The sequence below is a fragment of the Aeromonas sp. 19NY04SH05-1 genome (genome assembly GCF_040581895.1).
Taxonomy (GTDB): domain Bacteria; phylum Pseudomonadota; class Gammaproteobacteria; order Enterobacterales; family Aeromonadaceae; genus Aeromonas; species Aeromonas enteropelogenes.
This window is the reverse complement of sequence record NZ_CP095328.1, coordinates 2,834,152-2,850,949: the sequence shown is the minus strand read 5'-3', so window position 1 is coordinate 2,850,949 and position 16,798 is coordinate 2,834,152. Positions and strand designations below refer to the sequence as shown.

At 60.4% G+C, this 16,798-nt stretch carries 15 protein-coding genes; 10 read left to right on the top strand and 5 right to left on the bottom strand.

Annotation, left to right across the window (positions count from 1 at the left end):
* Positions 1–160: 160 nt before the first annotated feature.
* Positions 161–1,063 carry a LysR family transcriptional regulator gene (locus tag MRK42_RS13010; RefSeq protein WP_338610333.1) on the top strand — a complete coding sequence of 301 codons (903 nt, stop codon included), beginning with the start codon at positions 161–163 and terminating at the stop codon, positions 1,061–1,063.
* 207 nt (positions 1,064–1,270) lie between these two features.
* Here the strand turns inward: MRK42_RS13010 and glpK are convergent, their stop codons facing one another.
* Complete coding sequence (glpK, locus tag MRK42_RS13005; protein WP_042028651.1) at positions 1,271–2,773, bottom strand: glycerol kinase GlpK; 1,503 nt, start codon at positions 2,771–2,773, stop codon at positions 1,271–1,273.
* Positions 2,774–2,802: 29 nt separating this feature from the next.
* Positions 2,803–3,657 carry an MIP/aquaporin family protein gene (locus MRK42_RS13000; protein ID WP_042069858.1) on the bottom strand — a complete coding sequence of 285 codons (855 nt, stop codon included), beginning with the start codon at positions 3,655–3,657 and terminating at the stop codon, positions 2,803–2,805.
* A 510-nt stretch (positions 3,658–4,167) separates the two neighbouring features.
* On the opposite strand from MRK42_RS13000, the gene glpT reads away from it, so the two are divergent.
* From glpT to MRK42_RS12955, 9 genes are all read left to right on the top strand, one after another.
* On the top strand, positions 4,168–5,523 hold the full coding sequence (gene glpT / locus MRK42_RS12995) for a glycerol-3-phosphate transporter (RefSeq protein ID WP_042028653.1): 1,356 nt from the start codon (positions 4,168–4,170) through the stop codon (positions 5,521–5,523).
* A 102-nt stretch (positions 5,524–5,625) separates the two neighbouring features.
* A complete protein-coding gene (locus MRK42_RS12990; RefSeq protein ID WP_026456932.1) occupies positions 5,626–6,384 on the top strand; it encodes a DeoR/GlpR family transcriptional regulator in 759 nt (252 codons plus the stop codon).
* 272 nt (positions 6,385–6,656) lie between these two features.
* Entirely contained in the window at positions 6,657–8,144 is a 1,488-nt protein-coding gene (glpD, locus tag MRK42_RS12985; protein WP_338610329.1) for a glycerol-3-phosphate dehydrogenase, read from the top strand.
* Positions 8,145–8,237: 93 nt separating this feature from the next.
* A complete protein-coding gene (gene glpQ / locus MRK42_RS12980; protein ID WP_338610327.1) occupies positions 8,238–9,326 on the top strand; it encodes a glycerophosphodiester phosphodiesterase in 1,089 nt (362 codons plus the stop codon).
* A gap of 207 nt (positions 9,327–9,533) precedes the next feature.
* The gene (eco, locus tag MRK42_RS12975; protein ID WP_026457944.1) at positions 9,534–10,016 is read left to right on the top strand and encodes a serine protease inhibitor ecotin; all 483 of its coding nucleotides are present in this window, start codon (positions 9,534–9,536) and stop codon (positions 10,014–10,016) included.
* A 297-nt stretch (positions 10,017–10,313) separates the two neighbouring features.
* Complete coding sequence (locus tag MRK42_RS12970) at positions 10,314–10,679, top strand: DUF413 domain-containing protein (RefSeq protein WP_042028657.1); 366 nt, start codon at positions 10,314–10,316, stop codon at positions 10,677–10,679.
* Entirely contained in the window at positions 10,679–11,551 is an 873-nt protein-coding gene (gene hdfR / locus MRK42_RS12965; RefSeq protein WP_338610323.1) for an HTH-type transcriptional regulator HdfR, read from the top strand. Before MRK42_RS12970 ends, hdfR begins: the two co-directional genes overlap by 1 nt.
* Positions 11,552–11,772: 221 nt before the next feature.
* Entirely contained in the window at positions 11,773–12,714 is a 942-nt protein-coding gene (locus MRK42_RS12960) for a hypothetical protein (protein ID WP_338610321.1), read from the top strand.
* A gap of 144 nt (positions 12,715–12,858) precedes the next feature.
* Positions 12,859–14,049, top strand: a complete 1,191-nt coding sequence (locus MRK42_RS12955) for an amino acid aminotransferase (protein ID WP_042028660.1) — start codon at positions 12,859–12,861, stop codon at positions 14,047–14,049.
* A gap of 86 nt (positions 14,050–14,135) precedes the next feature.
* Here the strand turns inward: MRK42_RS12955 and MRK42_RS12950 are convergent, their stop codons facing one another.
* From MRK42_RS12950 to MRK42_RS12940, 3 genes are all read right to left on the bottom strand, one after another.
* Positions 14,136–15,644, bottom strand: a complete 1,509-nt coding sequence (locus MRK42_RS12950) for a helicase HerA-like domain-containing protein (protein WP_338610318.1) — start codon at positions 15,642–15,644, stop codon at positions 14,136–14,138.
* A 126-nt stretch (positions 15,645–15,770) separates the two neighbouring features.
* Positions 15,771–16,265 carry a DUF2062 domain-containing protein gene (locus MRK42_RS12945; protein ID WP_338612483.1) on the bottom strand — a complete coding sequence of 165 codons (495 nt, stop codon included), beginning with the start codon at positions 16,263–16,265 and terminating at the stop codon, positions 15,771–15,773.
* Positions 16,259–16,777, bottom strand: a complete 519-nt coding sequence (locus tag MRK42_RS12940) for a DUF2062 domain-containing protein (protein WP_338610316.1) — start codon at positions 16,775–16,777, stop codon at positions 16,259–16,261. The genes MRK42_RS12945 and MRK42_RS12940 overlap by 7 nt, the downstream gene beginning before the upstream one ends.
* Between the last annotated feature and the right edge of the window lie 21 nt (positions 16,778–16,798).

The following is a 16,798-nucleotide window of genomic DNA, read 5'->3' as shown; positions in this document are numbered from 1 at the left end:
GATGCCTGATGGCGGGCATTCTACCCATAAGCCCGATGGATAGATGGGTTGGCCATCACGTTATTGGCGAGGATTTTGCGGCTGGTGGCGTCCCGCTGGCCTTGCCAGTGCATGGCCAATGCGCCTATAAAGGCCCATTACTCTTGCCGGAATAACAGCAATGAAGACCCATTCTGATGAACTGACCCTGTTTGTGGCCGTGGTGGAGGCGGGCAGTTTTCGCCAGGCGGCAGAGAACCTCGGTATGGACAACTCGGTGGTGAGCCGCGGCATCAAGCGGCTCGAAGAGAAGCTCGCCACCGTGCTGCTCAATCGCACCACGAGGCGGGTCAGCCTGACCGAGGAGGGGAGCTGGTTCTATCAGCGGGCGGTGAAGATCCTGACCGAGATGAGCGAGGCGGAGGGGCTGCTGTTGATGCGCCGCGAACAGCCGGAGGGGATCTTGCGGGTCGATGCCGCCACCCCCTTTATCCTGCATCGACTGGTGCCCATCATCGGCGAGTTTCGCCGCCGTTATCCGGGGATAGAGCTGCAACTGCACAGCTCCGAAGGCTTTATCAACCTGATGGAGCGGCGGGTGGACATGGCCATTCGTATCGGCGAGCTGAGCGACTCCTCCCTGCGCGCCCTGCCGCTCGGACGATCCAGATTGCGGCTGCTGGCCTCTCCCGACTATCTGAAGGCGCGCGGCACCCCGCGCCAGCCGGCGGATCTGCTGACGGGCCACGAGCTGCTCGGCTTTTTGCATCCCGATCACCTCAATCACTGGCCGCTACTGAGTGAAGAGCAGGGGGATCGCTTTCCCATTCACCCGACCCTGCGTGCCAGCAGTGGCGAGACCTTGCGCCAGCTGGCGCTGGCGGGGCAGGGGATCGTCTGTTTGTCGGACTTTATGACCGGGCCGGATCGGGCGAGTGGCGCCCTGGTGGAGGTGCTGGCTCGCAGCAACAGCGGCGCTTCGCGCCCCATCAATGCGGTCTTCTACTCTGATGCCCAGCGGGATATCCGGCTGCGGGTCTGGCTCGATTTTTTGAAGGAGCAATTAGGCAGCCACACCCTGTAAGGGCTGAACAGAGCTGGACGGGATACAGGTGCCAACCCATTCCCTGCCTCTGGCCGGGTAGAGGTGAGCATGGATGGCTGGCTTGATGGTTTAATGACGCAGGTGGTCATCAAGGCAGAACACGCACAGAGCGCGAGATAAAAAAGAGGCCGACATCGCTGTCGGCCTCTTGGCATGTTTGCGTCCAAAAAGGAGTCGGCTAGCCGATCAATCCTCTTCGGCCCAACGGCGGGAACGCTCGACGGCTTTCTTCCAGCCGTTGTAGCGCTTGGCGCGCTCGTCACGGTCCATCTGCGGGATAAACTCTCTGTCCACGCTGAACTTGTCTTCCAGCTCGTCCGAGCTCTTCCAGAAGCCGACGGCGAGGCCTGCCAGGAAGGCAGCGCCCATGGCGGTGGTCTCGATGCGGGTCGGACGAACTACCGGGGTGTGCATCATGTCGGACTGGAACTGCATCAGGAAGTCGTTGGCGACTGCGCCACCGTCCACCTTCAGGGCTGCCAGCTTGATGCCGGAGTCCTGCTGCATCGCATCCAGCACGTCGCGGCTCTGGTAGGCGATGGATTCGAGCGCCGCACGGATGATGTGGTTGCGGTTGGCGCCGCGGGTCAGGCCGACCATGGTGCCGCGAGCATACGGATCCCAGTAGGGGGCACCCAGACCGACGAAGGCCGGCACCAGGTAGACGCCGTTGGTGTCGCCCACCTTGCTCGCGAAGTAGTCGGTGTCGCGGGCATCGTGGATGATTTTGAGCTCGTCACGCAGCCACTGAATGGTGGCACCGCCCATGAACACGGCCCCTTCCAGCGCGTAGTTCACTTCCCCTTTCGGGCCGATGGCGACCGTGGTCAGCAGGCCGTTATTGGAGCGAACCGGCTCGGTGCCTGTGTTCATCAGCATGAAGCAGCCGGTGCCGTAGGTGTTCTTGGCCATCCCTTTTTCGAAGCAGAGCTGGCCGAACAGGGCGGACTGCTGGTCACCGGCGATACCGGCGATGGGGATGCGGGAGCCGCCGCCACGGGTGGTGTAGCCATAGACCTCGGAGGAGGGTTTCACTTCCGGCAGCATGGACATGGGGATGCCCAGCTCGTCCAGCATGCGCTGATCCCACTTCAGATCACGGATGTTGTAGAGCATGGTGCGCGAGGCGTTGGTCGGGTCGGTGACATGCACTTCACCGTTGGTCATCTTCCACACCAGCCAGGTGTCGATGGTGCCGAACAAGAGCTCGCCGTTCATCGCCTTCTCGCGGGCCCCTTCGACGTTGTCGAGGATCCACTTCACCTTGGTGCCGGAGAAGTAGGCGTCCAGCACCAGGCCGGTGTTTTCGCGCACGTACTCTTCGAGGCCCCGGGCTTTGAGCTCTTCACAGATGGCGGCGGTGCGGCGGCATTGCCAGACGATGGCGTTGTAGATGGGTTTGCCGGTGGCCTTTTCCCATACCACTGTGGTTTCACGCTGGTTGGTGATGCCGATGGCGGCGATCTCTTCGCTGCGCAGGCCAGTCTTGGCCAGTACTTCGGTAAAGACGGAGGATTGGGTCGCCCAGATCTCCATCGGGTCGTGCTCTACCCAGCCCGCTTTCGGGTAGTGCTGGGTGAATTCGCGCTGGGAGGTGCCGACGATGTTGGCATCCTGATCGAAGACGATGGCGCGGGAGGAGGTGGTACCCTGGTCCAGAGCGACGACATATTTCTTTTCAGCAGACATGATGTTCTCCACGTTTTATGGGGCCGCTCTTACGCGGCGGCCTCTTCTTTGGCTTTGGCGGTTTGGGTGGCTTGCTCGGTGGTGGCAACACGGTTGCCCGGCACACAGGGGGCCAATACTTTCACATAGAGGGCGGCACCAATCTGGGCACCGACGATGGGGCCGAGGATGGGGACCCAGAAGTAGGGGTTGTCACGACCACCGGTCAGGGCCACATCACCCCAGCCAGCGAAGAAGGCAAACAGCTTGGGACCGAAGTCACGGGCCGGGTTCATGGCAAAACCGGTTAACGGGCCAAGGGAGGCGCCGATCACCGCGATCAGGATACCGATCAGCAGGGCGGCGGCGAAACCTTTGGGGGCACCGTTATTGTTGTCGCACAGTGCCAGAATGCCCAGCATCAGCACGGCGGTGATCACCAGCTCGACCGCGAAGGCCTGCAGGTTGGAGATCAGGGCATTGGGGTAGGTAGAGAAGATGCCGGCAGTGCCGAGGCTCTCGATGCTGCCGCGTGCCACGTTATGGGTCACCTCCCACTGGGTGAAAAGGTTACCATACAGGAAGTAGACAAGGGCGGCGAAGCAGAAGGCGCCTGCCATCTGGGCGATGATGAAGGGCACCACCTTGCGTTTGTCAAAGCCGGCGAAGGTCATCAGCGCCAGAGTGACGGCCGGGTTCAGGTGGGCACCTGAAATACCGCCGGTCACATAGATGGCAATGGCCACGCCAAGGCCCCAGGTAATGGAAATTTCCCACTGACCAAAATTGGCGCCTGCCAGCACCAGGGCGGCCACACATCCTACGCCGAAGAAGATCAGCAGGCCGGTGCCGATAAACTCGGCGATGCACTCACCAAGCAGGGTATTGGGTCTTTGTATGCTCATATCTGTATTCCTCGTATCCACCCGTAGTAGAGGTTTGATGTTCTGTTATTGTCGATGTTCCGTTTTATCGTTTTTCTATCTATCTGTTGCGTCCGGAAACGTTTCCCTGTTTTTTCTCACCTTACGCAAACGTTATGCTCGTTTTTGTTCGTTATCGGACGTGTGAGAAAATAACCCGTCCCGCCGAATTCACCATCCCCCCGCCATGGGAAATGTGGGCAAGATCCCACTCATTGCTAAGAAAATGTGACGTAAAGCAACCTGATAACGGCCAATTACCCCCAAGGTGGTAGTCTCTATCCCTTGCCGTACAAGGGGTTGCGCTTGATGATTGATTTCTCATTTGAGGCTTTTTGTTTGTAATAAATCTGCAATATTTGAGCATGTGTCACAGAACTTGTGAGCGTTTATGCGCACAATTGGCTCGCTTTCGAATTTGAGGACTCACTCGATTCGTCAGCTTGGTCAGGGCATCCTCAACCGCCCATAACAACAATAAGGAAGCAGAACATGCTTAGTCTCTTCAGGCCTGCACCGCACATCGACAGGCTTCCGGCTGACAAGGTCGACCCCTTCTATAAACGCATGCGTTGGCAAGTCTTCATCGGGATCTTTTTCGGTTACGCAGGTTACTACCTGGTTCGGAAAAACTTCAGTCTGGCCATGCCCTATCTGGTGGAGCAGGGCTTCTCCCGCGGGGATCTCGGCTTTGCCCTGTCCGGGGTCTCCATCGCCTATGGCCTTTCCAAGTTTTTGATGGGCAACGTGTCGGATCGCTCCAACGCCCGTTACTTCCTCTCTGCCGGTCTGCTGCTGTCGGCCGGCATCATGTTCATGATGGGGACAATGCACTGGGCCACCTCCAGCATCGCCATCATGTTCGTGCTCCTGTTCCTGAACGGCTGGGTGCAGGGCATGGGCTGGCCCCCCTGCGGTCGCACCATGGTGCACTGGTGGTCACAGAAGGAGCGGGGCGAGATCGTTTCGGTCTGGAACGTGGCTCACAACGTGGGTGGTGGCATGATAGGTCCGCTGTTCATTCTGGGGATGGGCTGGTTCAATGACTGGCGCAGTGCCTTCTATGTGCCGGCTGCGGCCGCCGCTGCCATCGCGGTCATCGCCTTCTTCGTGATGCGTGATACCCCGCAATCGGTTGGTCTGCCCCCCATCGAGGAGTACAAGAACGACTATCCGAAGGATTACAACGAGAGCCACGAGCAGGAGTTTTCCGCCAAGGAGATCTTCGTCAAGTACGTGCTGCACAACAAGCTCTTGTGGTACATCGCCATCGCCAACGCCTTCGTTTACCTCATTCGTTACGGCGTGCTGGACTGGGCCCCGACCTATCTGAAAGAGGCCAAGGACTTCTCCGTCGACAAATCCTCCTGGGCTTACTTCCTCTATGAGTGGGCGGGTATCCCGGGCACCCTGCTGTGTGGCTGGATCTCCGACAAGATGTTCCAGGGCCGCCGCGCCCCGGCCGGCATCCTGTTCATGGTGCTGGTGACCCTGTTCGTGCTGGTCTACTGGCTCAACCCGGCGGGCAACCCCACCGTCGACATGCTGGCGCTGGTGGCCATCGGCTTCCTCATCTACGGCCCCGTCATGCTGATCGGTCTCTATGCCCTGGAGCTGGCACCGAAGAAAGCGGCCGGTACCGCGGCAGGCTTCACCGGTCTGTTCGGTTACCTGGGTGGTGCGGTTGCGGCCAACGCCATGCTGGGCTACACCGTTGACCACTTTGGCTGGGATGGCGGCTTCGTGGTGCTGACCGCATCCTGCGTGCTCTCCATCATCCTGCTGGCGATGACCCTCAAGCACGAGAACATCGCCGTTGCAGCCAAGGCGGCGGCCAATAAGGCATAAAACGTGATCCCCAGCTTATTGATCCCAAAGGGGATCAGGTAAACTGCCAGAAGGCCCCGCATCTGCCGGGGCCTTTTTTCGTTTCATCATCGGAGTGAAAGCGTGAAACAAACCCAACGACATCTGGAGATCCTGGAGGTCCTGACGCGGCAGGGATTTGTCTCGACCGACGATCTGGTGAGCCATTTTGACGTCAGTCCCCAGACCATTCGCCGGGATCTGAACGATCTCGCCGAACAGAACAAGATCCGGCGCCATCACGGTGGTGCCTCTTTGCATTCGAGCACGGTCAATACTGCCTACAGCGCCCGCAAGGTGATGCAGCTCAAGGAGAAAGAGCGTATCGCCCGGGAAGTGGCGGCCAATATTCCCGACGGTTCCTCCCTCTTTATCGACATCGGCACGACCACCGAGGCCATCGCCCGCGCTCTGCTCGATCACCGTGAGCTGCGCATCGTCACCAACAACCTCAACGTGGCCAGCATACTGACCGCCAAGGATGACTTCACCGTCATCATCGCCGGGGGCGAGATCCGCAACCGGGATGGCGGCATAGTGGGGGAGGCGACCCGCGACTTCATCGGCCAGTTTCGCATGGATTATGGCGTCATCGGCATCTCGGGCATCGACAGCGACGGCTCCCTGCTCGATTTCGACTATCACGAGGTGAAGATTGCCCAGGCCATCATCGCCCACTCCCGTCAGGTGTTCCTGGCCGCCGACCACACCAAGTTCGGTCGCAATGCCATGGTCAACCTCGGCAACCTCAGCCAGGTCCACGCCCTCTTCACCGATCAGGAGCCGCCGGAGAAGCTGGTGCGGCTGATGGCGCAGCACCAGATCGCCTGCCATATCTGCTGATCGTCGCAGGCTGATATCCTCATCATTAGCCGCTCATCCGGGCGGCTTTTCTATTTTTATATCCCTTAATGGTTAGTTTTCACCTGAGCTGCGCTACCCCCTGTCCGGCAGCGCATCGCTGGTGAGCGTGCCATGCCATATTTGCCGCTTACCGTGGGATGGTGCGATCACACTTTCGCCATAAAATGTTCGTTTGTTGGTTTTTTATGTTCTAAAATGAGCGAAATCAAACATTGCTGCCATAGCAATCATAAAAATGAAAGTAGGTGAACATGAGCGAACATTATGATCTGGTCGTCGTCGGCGGCGGCATCAACGGCGTCGGCATTGCGGCCGATGCGGCGGGGCGTGGGCTGAAGGTGGCGCTGTTTGAAGCGCAGGATCTCGCCTCGGCCACCTCGTCCAACTCCAGCAAGCTGATCCACGGCGGCCTGCGCTATCTCGAACATTATGAATTCCGGCTGGTGAAAGAGGCGCTGGCGGAGCGGGAGGTGCTGCTCGGCATGGCGCCCCATATCGCGCGCCCCATGCGTTTTCGCTTGCCCCATCGTCCGCACCTGCGCCCGGCCTGGATGATCCGTGCCGGCCTCTTCCTCTATGACAATCTGGCCAAGCGCGACAAGCTCAAGGGCAGCAGCGGCGTGCGCTTCCTGCCGCAAGATGGTTTGACCGCCGGCATCAGCAAGGGGTTTGAATATTCCGACGCCTGGGTCGATGACGCCCGCCTGGTGGTGCTCAACGCCATGATGGCCCGGGACAAGGGCGCCGACGTGCAGACCCGTACCCGCTGCGTCAAGGCGGTGCGCGGATCCAAACACTGGATCCTGACCCTGGAGCGGGAAGGGGGCGAGCAGTTCACCGTCTCCTGCCGCGGTCTGGTCAATGCGGCCGGCCCCTGGGTCAAAACCTTCTATGACGAGAGCCTGCACGAGGCATCCCCGCGCGGTATTCGCCTCATCAAAGGCAGCCATATCGTGGTGCCGCGCATCCATGAGCGCGAAGAGGCCTACATCCTGCAAAACGAGGACAACCGCATCGTCTTCGTCATTCCCTACCAGCAGGATTACTCCCTGATCGGCACCACGGACGTGGAGCACCACGGCAGCCCGCGCGAGGCCAGGATCAGCGACGCCGAAGTCAACTACCTGTGCAAGGTGGTCAACGCCCACTTCACCCGCCAGATCGCCCCGAAAGATGTGATCTGGACCTATGCCGGGGTGCGCCCGCTGTGCGATGACGAATCCGACTCGCCCCAGGCGGTGACCCGCGACTACACGCTGGAACTCTCCGGCGAGTCCGACGGCGCGCCGCTGCTCTCGGTGTTTGGTGGCAAGCTCACCACCTATCGCAAGCTGGCCCAGGCTGCCTGCAACAAGCTCAAGCCCTGGTTCAGCCAGATGGGCGACGACTGGACCGCCAGCAGCCGCCTGCCCGGCGGCGAGTTCGATTGCACGGTACGCGAACTGGCGCGCGCCTATGCGCTCGAATTCGACTGGCTCGATGATCGCAGTGCCCTGCGCATCGCTGAAGCCTATGGCAGCCATGCCCGCCTCTGGCTGAAAGAGGAGCGTGGCCAGCACTTCGGTGCCGGATTGTATGAATCCGAGGTGCGCTATCTCATCGAGCGCGAGTGGGCCTTTACCCTGGAAGATATCCTGTGGCGCCGCAGCAAGCTGGGGCTGCGCCTCTCCGACGCCGAACAGCAGCAACTGCAAGCCTGGTTGGCGCAACATCATCACGCCTTGCCCAAGGCAAGCTGATGAAAAAGCGGGCTGCTGCCAGGCAGCCCGCCCTAAAACTGCAATAAACCTCTGATAGAACAACTACCTACACAATAATAAAGAGCATCACATATGAAAAAATTCGCTATTTCCCTCATTGCGTTGGGCCTTGGGGCCTCCCTGTCATTGCCTGCGCTGGCCGTCGATGAAGGCAAGGTGGTGATCGCTCACCGCGGCGCCTCCGGTTACCTGCCCGAACACACCCTGGAGTCCAAGGCCATGGCCTACGCCATGGGAGTGGACTACCTCGAGCAAGACCTGGTGATGACCAAGGATGACCAGCTGGTGGTGATGCACGATCACTTCCTCGACGGCATTACTGACGTGGCCGAGCGCTTCCCCGGCCGGGCCCGCCCGGATGGCCGCTACTATGTAGTGGACTTCACCCTGGACGAGGTGCGCTCCCTGCGCATGACCGAGCCGTTCCAGCTGGTGGATGGCAAGCAGGTCCCCGTTTATCCCGCCCGCTTCCCGCTCTGGAAGTCCAACTTCAAGATCCACACCTTCCAGGAAGAGATCGAGATGATCCAGGGCATGAACAAGAGCACCGGCAAGAACGTCGGCATCTATCCGGAGATCAAGGCCCCCTGGCTGTTTCGCCACGAAGGCAAGGACATCTCCAAGGCAGTGCTGAAGGTGCTCAAGGAGTACGGCTACACCACCAAGGATGACAAGGTCTATCTGCAATGCTTCGATGCCAACGAGCTCAAGCGCATCAACAGCGAGCTGATGCCTGCCATGGGGATGGATCTCAAGCTGGTGCAGCTGATGGCCGAGACCGACTGGAACGAGACCATGGTCTATGACGCCAAGGGCAAGGCTACCCCCTATGACTACGACTGGATGTTCAAACCGGGCGCCATGAAGACCATCGCCTCCTATGCCGAAGGGATTGGTCCCTGGAAGCCGATGGTGGTGACCGAGCCGGGTACTCCTGGCAAGCCGGACTTCACCAACATGGTGAAAGAGGCCCATGCCGCCGGTCTCAAGGTGCATCCTTATACCTTCCGTCAGGATGAGGGACAGATCCCCGCCTATGCCAAGGACTTCACCGATCTCCTGAACATCTTCCTTTATCAGGCGGATGTGGACGGGGTGTTCAGCGACTTCCCGGACAAGGCGGTGGCCGTCATCCAGGCCCATGAGACGGCTAAAAAATAGTGAAAAAAGAGTAAGTTGGTGCATGGCGAGGTCAGTTGGCCTCGCCTTTTTCATGACATTCCCGCAACGGGCGTGTGCACCATGTCAGAAAATAACCAGATAGCGTCATTGTGTGCCGGTTCCTGCGAGATTTGCGGCGCAGAGCGCTGGCATGAAATCGGCAGAGCGGTTAGTCTAGCGGCGTTGAACCAACCCCAAGAGGTACAGATGAAAACCGTACTGCGTTTTAGCCTGCTGGGCGCCTTGTTGCTGGGCGGCCATGCCGTCGCTGCCGAGCCGAAAAAATTTGATATCAGCATGTTCCCAGCCGCTGACGTGAATCAGGAACGTGTGGTGATCCGCCTGCCCGAAGTCGAAAAAGAAGCCGACATGATGGTCGAGCTGCAGGTTGGCAAGAAGATGATGGTGGATTGCAACGTGCCACGTTTTGCCGGCAATCTGGAACAGCACAGCGTCAAGGGCTGGGGTTACAACTACTTGGTGCTGGGCAAGGTATCCGACCCCATCAGCACCCTGATGGCCTGCCCGGATGGACAGAAGAAGGAGTCTTTCGTTCAGGTATATGGCCAGGGCTTCTTTGTGAACTACAACTCCAAGCTGCCATTCGTCATCTATGTGCCCCAGGAATATGAAGTGCGCTATCGTCTGTGGCGTGCCGACAACCTGGCTCAACCGGCCATGATCGAGTAACTCGCTCTGCAGCCCTGCGACACGAGTTGACTCGCGATAAAAACAAAGCGCCATATGGCGCTTTGTTTTTATCTGTCGCGGTGACAAATCGGCCTGTCAGGATGACATCGTTTTGGCATAAGCCCGTTATTTATCAATGATTTTTTCTTGTTTTGAGACGAAATCATCAATAGGGTCGGGATAAATCGACATCAATAAAAGTTTTTTATTAACATAGTGAAAAAATTGATTTTGCACTCGGCGATGGCCTGATGATACTTGCCCGCAAAGGTCAAACTAACCAGAAAAAAGAGCACTATGAGCTTCGAATCAGACAAGCGTTTCAACGACTTCAAACATTTTCCCCGTGGCCTGCGTCGCAGTGGTGAATTCACTGTGGCCGAAGCGGACAGTCTGGAAAAGTACGGTACCGCCATGCTGGCACTCTATCAGGGCAACCTGGCCCCTCGTGACGAGGTTGAGTCTGCCTTCATCGAGCAGGTCAAATCCGGCGCTGCCGGTGCCAACCCCCATGCCAAGGTGTGGTTCAAGTACCTCAAGGTGATCGGTCCCAAGCGTGTTCATCGTCTCTGCACTGTTGTGGGTGGTGCCAGCGAAGAGAGCAGCGGTGGTGGCAGCTTTGACGTGGGCGGCGGCGGTGGCAGTGACGAGTCCATCGATTAATGGATACCGAGCTGCTTCGGACCTTCATTGAGGTAAGCAAGACCCGGCACTTTGGCCGGGCTGCCGAAAATCTTTACCTGACCCAGTCGGCGGTGAGTTTCAGGATCCGCCAACTCGAACAGCAACTGGGTGTCAGCCTGTTTGCCCGCCATCGCAACAATATTCGTCTGACCGCTTCCGGTGAGCGTCTGCTGCCTTATGCAGACGCCATCTTGCATACCCTGGGTCGTGCCAAGCAGGATGTGGCCCTCTCCCCCGGATTCAGCCAGCAGCTGGCTATAGGGGCGCCGGCGGTGTTCTGGGAGCTCGACTTCAACGACTGGCTCAACCACATCTATGCTCTGGCCCCCGGGCTCGCAGTGCGTCTGGAAACGGCTTCGCGCGAGCACCTCTGCCGGCAGCTGCTGGAGCGCTCCCTCGATCTGGCGCTGCTCTCCGAGCCCACCAAGATCGACGAGATCGCCCTGCATCCCATCGGCGAGCTGGTGTTCGAGCTGGTGAGCCGGGAGCCGGCGGCCAATGCCGACAACCTGATCCAGATGCCCCATATTCATCTGGATTGGGGCACCAGTTTCGAGCCGCAGCCGAGCCGGCTGCAGAGTCTGCAAAAGACGCCTGTGTTGCATTCGAGCTCCGCCAGCATGGCGCTGCAGTTCGTGCTGGCCAATGGCGGTGCTGCCTATCTGCCGCGGCGGATGGTGAGCCCCTATCTGGAGAAGGGGGCCCTGCATCTGGTGGAAGAGGCGCAGCCCCTGAGTCGCCCCCTCTATCTCGCCTATCTGGAAAAATCCGAGCGGCGGGAACTGATCGATCAGCTGCTGGCGCTGCCGTTTGGCTGGCATGAAGCCGATCTGCGACTGAACGAACCTTAATAAGCCCGTCGAACTCATAAAAAACCCCGCCTGCAGGCGGGGTTTTTGTTTAGATCAGGGGTTGCTTGCACAAGGATGGGGAGGGTGACGCCGGGCCCATTCTTGCTGCCAGCCTTCCTTTGTTCATGCGCTGAGTCACGGATTGCCCCGACCGGGCTTGGCCGGGGCTCACAAGATCAGTTAATTTCCGGCTCTCGTTGCGACACAGGGATGGAGTGCAAGTGATCGATTTTCGTCACCCCGAATGGCGGGAGCTGGCCCGGCAACTGCTGGAACACTCGCCCTTGGCGATCCGGGGCCGACAATGGCAGCCGTTGGTGGGCCTGCTCAGGGACAACCAGCTGTTGCTGGCCCTCGGCAATCACCACTATGAGCTGACGCCGGCGGGACGACGCTATCTGACCCGTGAGCTGATGCTGGCGGAGATCGCCACGGCGCCACCGGCCCCCGAGGAGTGGTTGCACGCCCAGGGGTGGCAGCTGGGGGAGCTGGTCAACGAGCAGGTGCTGGCAGCGCTATATCGCAAGTCTGGGACGGGGTTCAGTCCGGTCGAGCAGATCGACTTCGAGGACAAGGGGATCCGGCTCTGCAGCGATCAGCTGCTTCGCCTGCGCGCCTCTGCCCCCTTCAGCCTGTTTTTCAGTGGCGGTACCCTGCTCGATGCGGCGCCCTGGTTGCAGACCCTGGGGGAGGTGGCCTTGCCGGAACGCACCCTGGCCGGGCTTGGCAAGATCCTGTGGGGGGAGGGGGAGCTCTTGCGGGTGATCAGCACGGATTGCATCGGCGCTTTTGCCGAACTTCCCCTCGCAGATGGCACTCTGCTGGTGTGGGCGCCGGCCATGGCACATTCGGCCCTGCAACAAATCGTGGCGGCCCTGCCGCCCAATGTGCAGTGGAGCCATCTCACCGCCCTCGACCCCGCCGGGGTGGATCGGGTCCAGGCGCTGGCCCAGCGTCTCGGGCGTCCGGCCAGCTGGTGGTTGCCCGTTTCCCTCTCTCCCATCATGGCCGCCTATGGCCAGCCGCTGACGGAGAGCCGGCCCTGGGAGACGAGCCGTCTGCCCAAATCTTTGTTGGCAGTTTGTAGCGCTTTGGTTGAATCCAATGGTGGTTTGTCTGCCGAAGTGTGCGCGCTGGCCTCCAGCTGGCATGCCGTCGGCTGAAATCGCCGCACGGATGGGCTAAAAAGCGGTTTTCCCTCCTTGAACGCAGTGATATAAAGAGCTGACGAAGCGCTCGCAGGATGGGCGCTTTTGTTTGCCACCATGCTTTGCCATCCAAGCCATCAACGGAATACAGGGAATACCATGTTTGAAAAGGTTGTTGCCGCCCCAGCGGATCCGATCCTGGGCCTGACCGAAGCCTTCCGCGCTGACACTCGCAGCCACAAGATCAATCTGGGCGTAGGGATCTACAAGGATGAGACCGGTGCCACCCCTATCCTTCATTGCGTCAAGCGAGCCGAACAGAAGCTCTTGACCGACGAGAAGACCAAGAATTACCTCGGTATTGAAGGCAATATCGAGTACGGTCGCATCGTGCAGCAACTGCTGTTCGGGCAGGACTCCCCACTGGTCAACAGTGGCCGCGCCAAGACTGCCCAAGCGCCGGGTGGTACCGGTGCCCTGCGCATCGCCGCCGAGTTTGTGGTGCGCAACAATCTCGCCAAGACCGTCTGGATCTCCGATCCCACCTGGGCCAACCACGTCAGCGTGTTCCAGGCCGCCGGCCTGACCGTCAAGTGGTACAAGTACTACGATGCAGCGACCAAGGGACTGGATTTTGCCGCCATGCAGGCGTCGCTGGCCGAGGCGCAAGCCGGCGATCTGGTGTTGCTGCACGGCTGTTGCCACAACCCGACCGGTATCGACCCGACCGCAGATCAGTGGCGCGCCCTGGCCAAACAGAGTGCCGCTGCCGGCTGGCTGCCGCTGTTTGACTTTGCCTATCAGGGCTTTGCCCGCGGTATCGAAGAGGATGCCGAAGGTCTGCGCATCTTCGCCGAGTGCCACGACGAGCTGCTGGTGGCGAGCTCCTTCTCCAAGAACTTCGGCCTCTACAACGAGCGGGTTGGCGCTTTCACCCTGGTCAGCGCGACCAAGGAGATCGCCGAGGTGGCCTTCACCCAGGTCAAGACTGTCATTCGTGCCAACTACTCCAACCCGCCGTCACACGGTGCGGCCGTGGTCACCGCCGTGGTGAGCGATCCGGCCCTCTATGCCGAGTGGGTGGAAGAAGTGGCCGCCATGCGGGTGCGCATTCGCGAGATGCGCGAGCTGCTGGTGGAAAAACTGGCTGCCCGTGGCGTAAACCAGGATTTCGGTTTCATTCGTGAGCAGAATGGCATGTTCTCCTTCTCCGGCCTCAGCAAGGATCAGGTTGAGCGCCTCAAGAGCGAGTTCGCCATCTACATCGTTGGCTCCGGCCGGATCAGCGTGGCCGGGATCACCCGTGCCAACATCGATCCCCTGTGCGATGCCATCGCCAAGGTGCTGTGACAAATTAGTCGTGATGGCGCCAGGCCAGACAAAAGCCCGCCGGGGAGACCCGGCGGGCTTTTTTGTATCCGTCGCTTTTGGTGGCGTCAGCGTCGCCGTTTGCTGCCCCCCAAGAGAGAGCCGAGCACCCCGCGTACCAGCTGGCGTCCCACTTCGTTGCCTATGGTGCGGGCCACGCTCTTGGCGGCGGTCTGTACCACGCCGTCATGCTGGCCACCACGGGGACCGGTGCGGCCAAACAACATCTCGTTCAGGGCATCGAGCAGCCCGCCTTCCCCGCTGGATGACGGCTCGCTACCTTGTTCGCTTGTGGTTGTCACCTTGTCCCCGTTGAGACGCTCGAAGGCGGATTCGCGATCCTCCGGCGTCTCGTAGCGGCCATGCAGCAATGAGCCCTGGATCAGGTTCTGTCGCTCTGCCTCGCTCAGGGGCCCGATCCGGCTGGCCGGCGGGGCAATAAAGGCACGCTCCACCACGCCGGGGCGGCCCTTCTCGTCGAGCAGGGAGATGAGTGCCTCGCCGACCCCGAGTTCGGTGATGACACCGGCCGCATCGAAGGCCGAGTTGGCGCGCAGGGTATTGGCGGCGATCCGCACCGCCTTCTGATCGCTCGGGGTAAAGGCGCGCAGGGCGTGCTGCACCCGGTTGCCAAGTTGCCCCAGCACGCTGTCGGGAATGTCGGCCGGACTCTGGGTGACGAAGTAGACGCCCACCCCTTTGGAGCGGATGAGCCGCACCACCAACTCGATCTTCTCCAGCAGCGCCTTGGGGGCATCGTTGAACAAGAGGTGAGCCTCATCGAAGAAAAAGACCAGCACTGGCTTGTCCGGATCGCCCACTTCCGGCAACTGCTCGAACAGCTCCGAGAGCAGCCAGAGCAGGAAGCAAGCATAGAGGCGGCTGGAGTGGGTCAGCTTGCCCGCCGCCAACACATTGATATGACCGTGACCCGCCTCGTCGGTCTGCAGCAGATCCTGAATGTCCAGCATGGGTTCGCCGAAGAAGTGATCGCCACCGGCGCTCTCCAGGGTCAGCAAGTTGCGCAAAATGGCCCCGACGGAGGCGGTGGAGACGTTGCCGTAACGAGTAGTGAGGGATTTGGCATTATCCCCGGCAAACTGAACCATGGCTCGCAAGTCCTTGAGATCCAGCAGCAACAGCCCCTCGTCGTCCGCCACCTTGAACACCAGCTCCAGCACCCCGCTCTGGGTATCGTTGAGACCGAGCAGGCGGGAGAGCAGCAAAGGCCCCATGTCGGAGACGGTGGCCCGCACCGGGTGCCCCTGCAGGGCAAAGAGATCCCAGAACAGGGTCGGGCTCGCGGCAAAGTTGGGGGCTGGAATGCCGAGCTGTGCCAGCCTGGCATCCAGCTTGGCCGAGCCAGCACCGGCGGCACCAAGGCCACTCAAATCCCCCTTCACATCGGCGAGAAACACCGGTACCCCGAGGCGGGAGAAGCCCTCCGCCAGCACTTGCAGGGTGACCGTCTTGCCGGTGCCGGTCGCCCCCGTGATGAGGCCGTGGCGATTGGCCATGGCGGGCAGCAGGGTAAGGGGCTTGCCATCGGCATAGGCCAGGATCAGCGGGTCGGCCATGGTGGCCTCCTTGTTTCGGATTGTGTGCAGGAAACAACGGCTTACAAGGAGTGTGGCGGGAGAGTCAGATGAAGGCAAGACGGGCCATGGCGGCCCGTCTTCGGCACGGAATGACGGCGGCTGGTGCTAGCGCTGAGCCAACTTTTGTTTCAGTTGCAGTGCCAGCAGGGTCAGCAGGCCCCCGAGCAGGGCGGTGATGATGGCCAGTAGCAGGCTGCCGAGCAGGAAGGGAGGGACCAGAGTGGCCGCCTCCTGCTCCAGCCAGTGGAGCGTCCAGGTGAGGTGGAAGGGCTCCGGCGGCTGGCTTAGCACCAGACAGCCGGTGCGATAGGCGTAAAGATACATGAAGGGCAGGGTCAACGGATTGTTGAACCAGACTGCCAGCAAGGCCAGCGGCAGATTGAGGCGAAAGGCCAGTGCCAGCGCGACGGCGATCAGCGAATGCATGGGGATGGGAAACCAGCAGGCAAAGATGCCTGCGGCCACGGCGCCGGCTAGGGCCCGGGGCTGGGTCTGCCAGAGCGCCGGGTTGAGCAGGCGCTCACCAAACAGGGCAAACCACTTCTGCTGGCGCAGGGTGTCCGGGTTTATCTTGAAGCGCTCAAACCAGCCGTTCAGCATGCCCGCGCCATCTTGCGTTTTTGCCACTGGCGCACCGTGCTGATCCGCCAGAAGGTGCGAATGAGGGCGTAACCAATCAGGGAGCTCAGCAGTGCCAGCACCAGGGAGCCCAGCAGCAGCGGCGGGGCCACGGTTTCAAAGACCGAGACCAGCCAGGCCCAGGTGAATTCGATGTCGATGGGTTGGGCGTGCTGGCCCAGCAGTTGGCAGCCCGTCAGGTAGGCGCCATAAAACAGTGGCGGCATGGTAATGGGATTGGAGAGCCAGACCAGCGCCACCGAGAGGGGCAGGTTGACCCGAAACAGGATGGCGCCCCCGGCGGCCAGCAGCATCTGGCAGGGGAGGGGCACCCAGGCCATGAAGAGGCCCACCGCAAAGGCCCCCGCGGCGGAGCGCCGATTGAGATGCCAGAGGTTGGCATCGAGCAGCAGCTTGCCAAACAGGCGCAAGTGCTTGTGTTCTTTCAGGCTTTGCTGATCGGGCATCCAGCGCTGTATGAGTCGTTTGGGCATATCGTAACCTTGCTAAATACT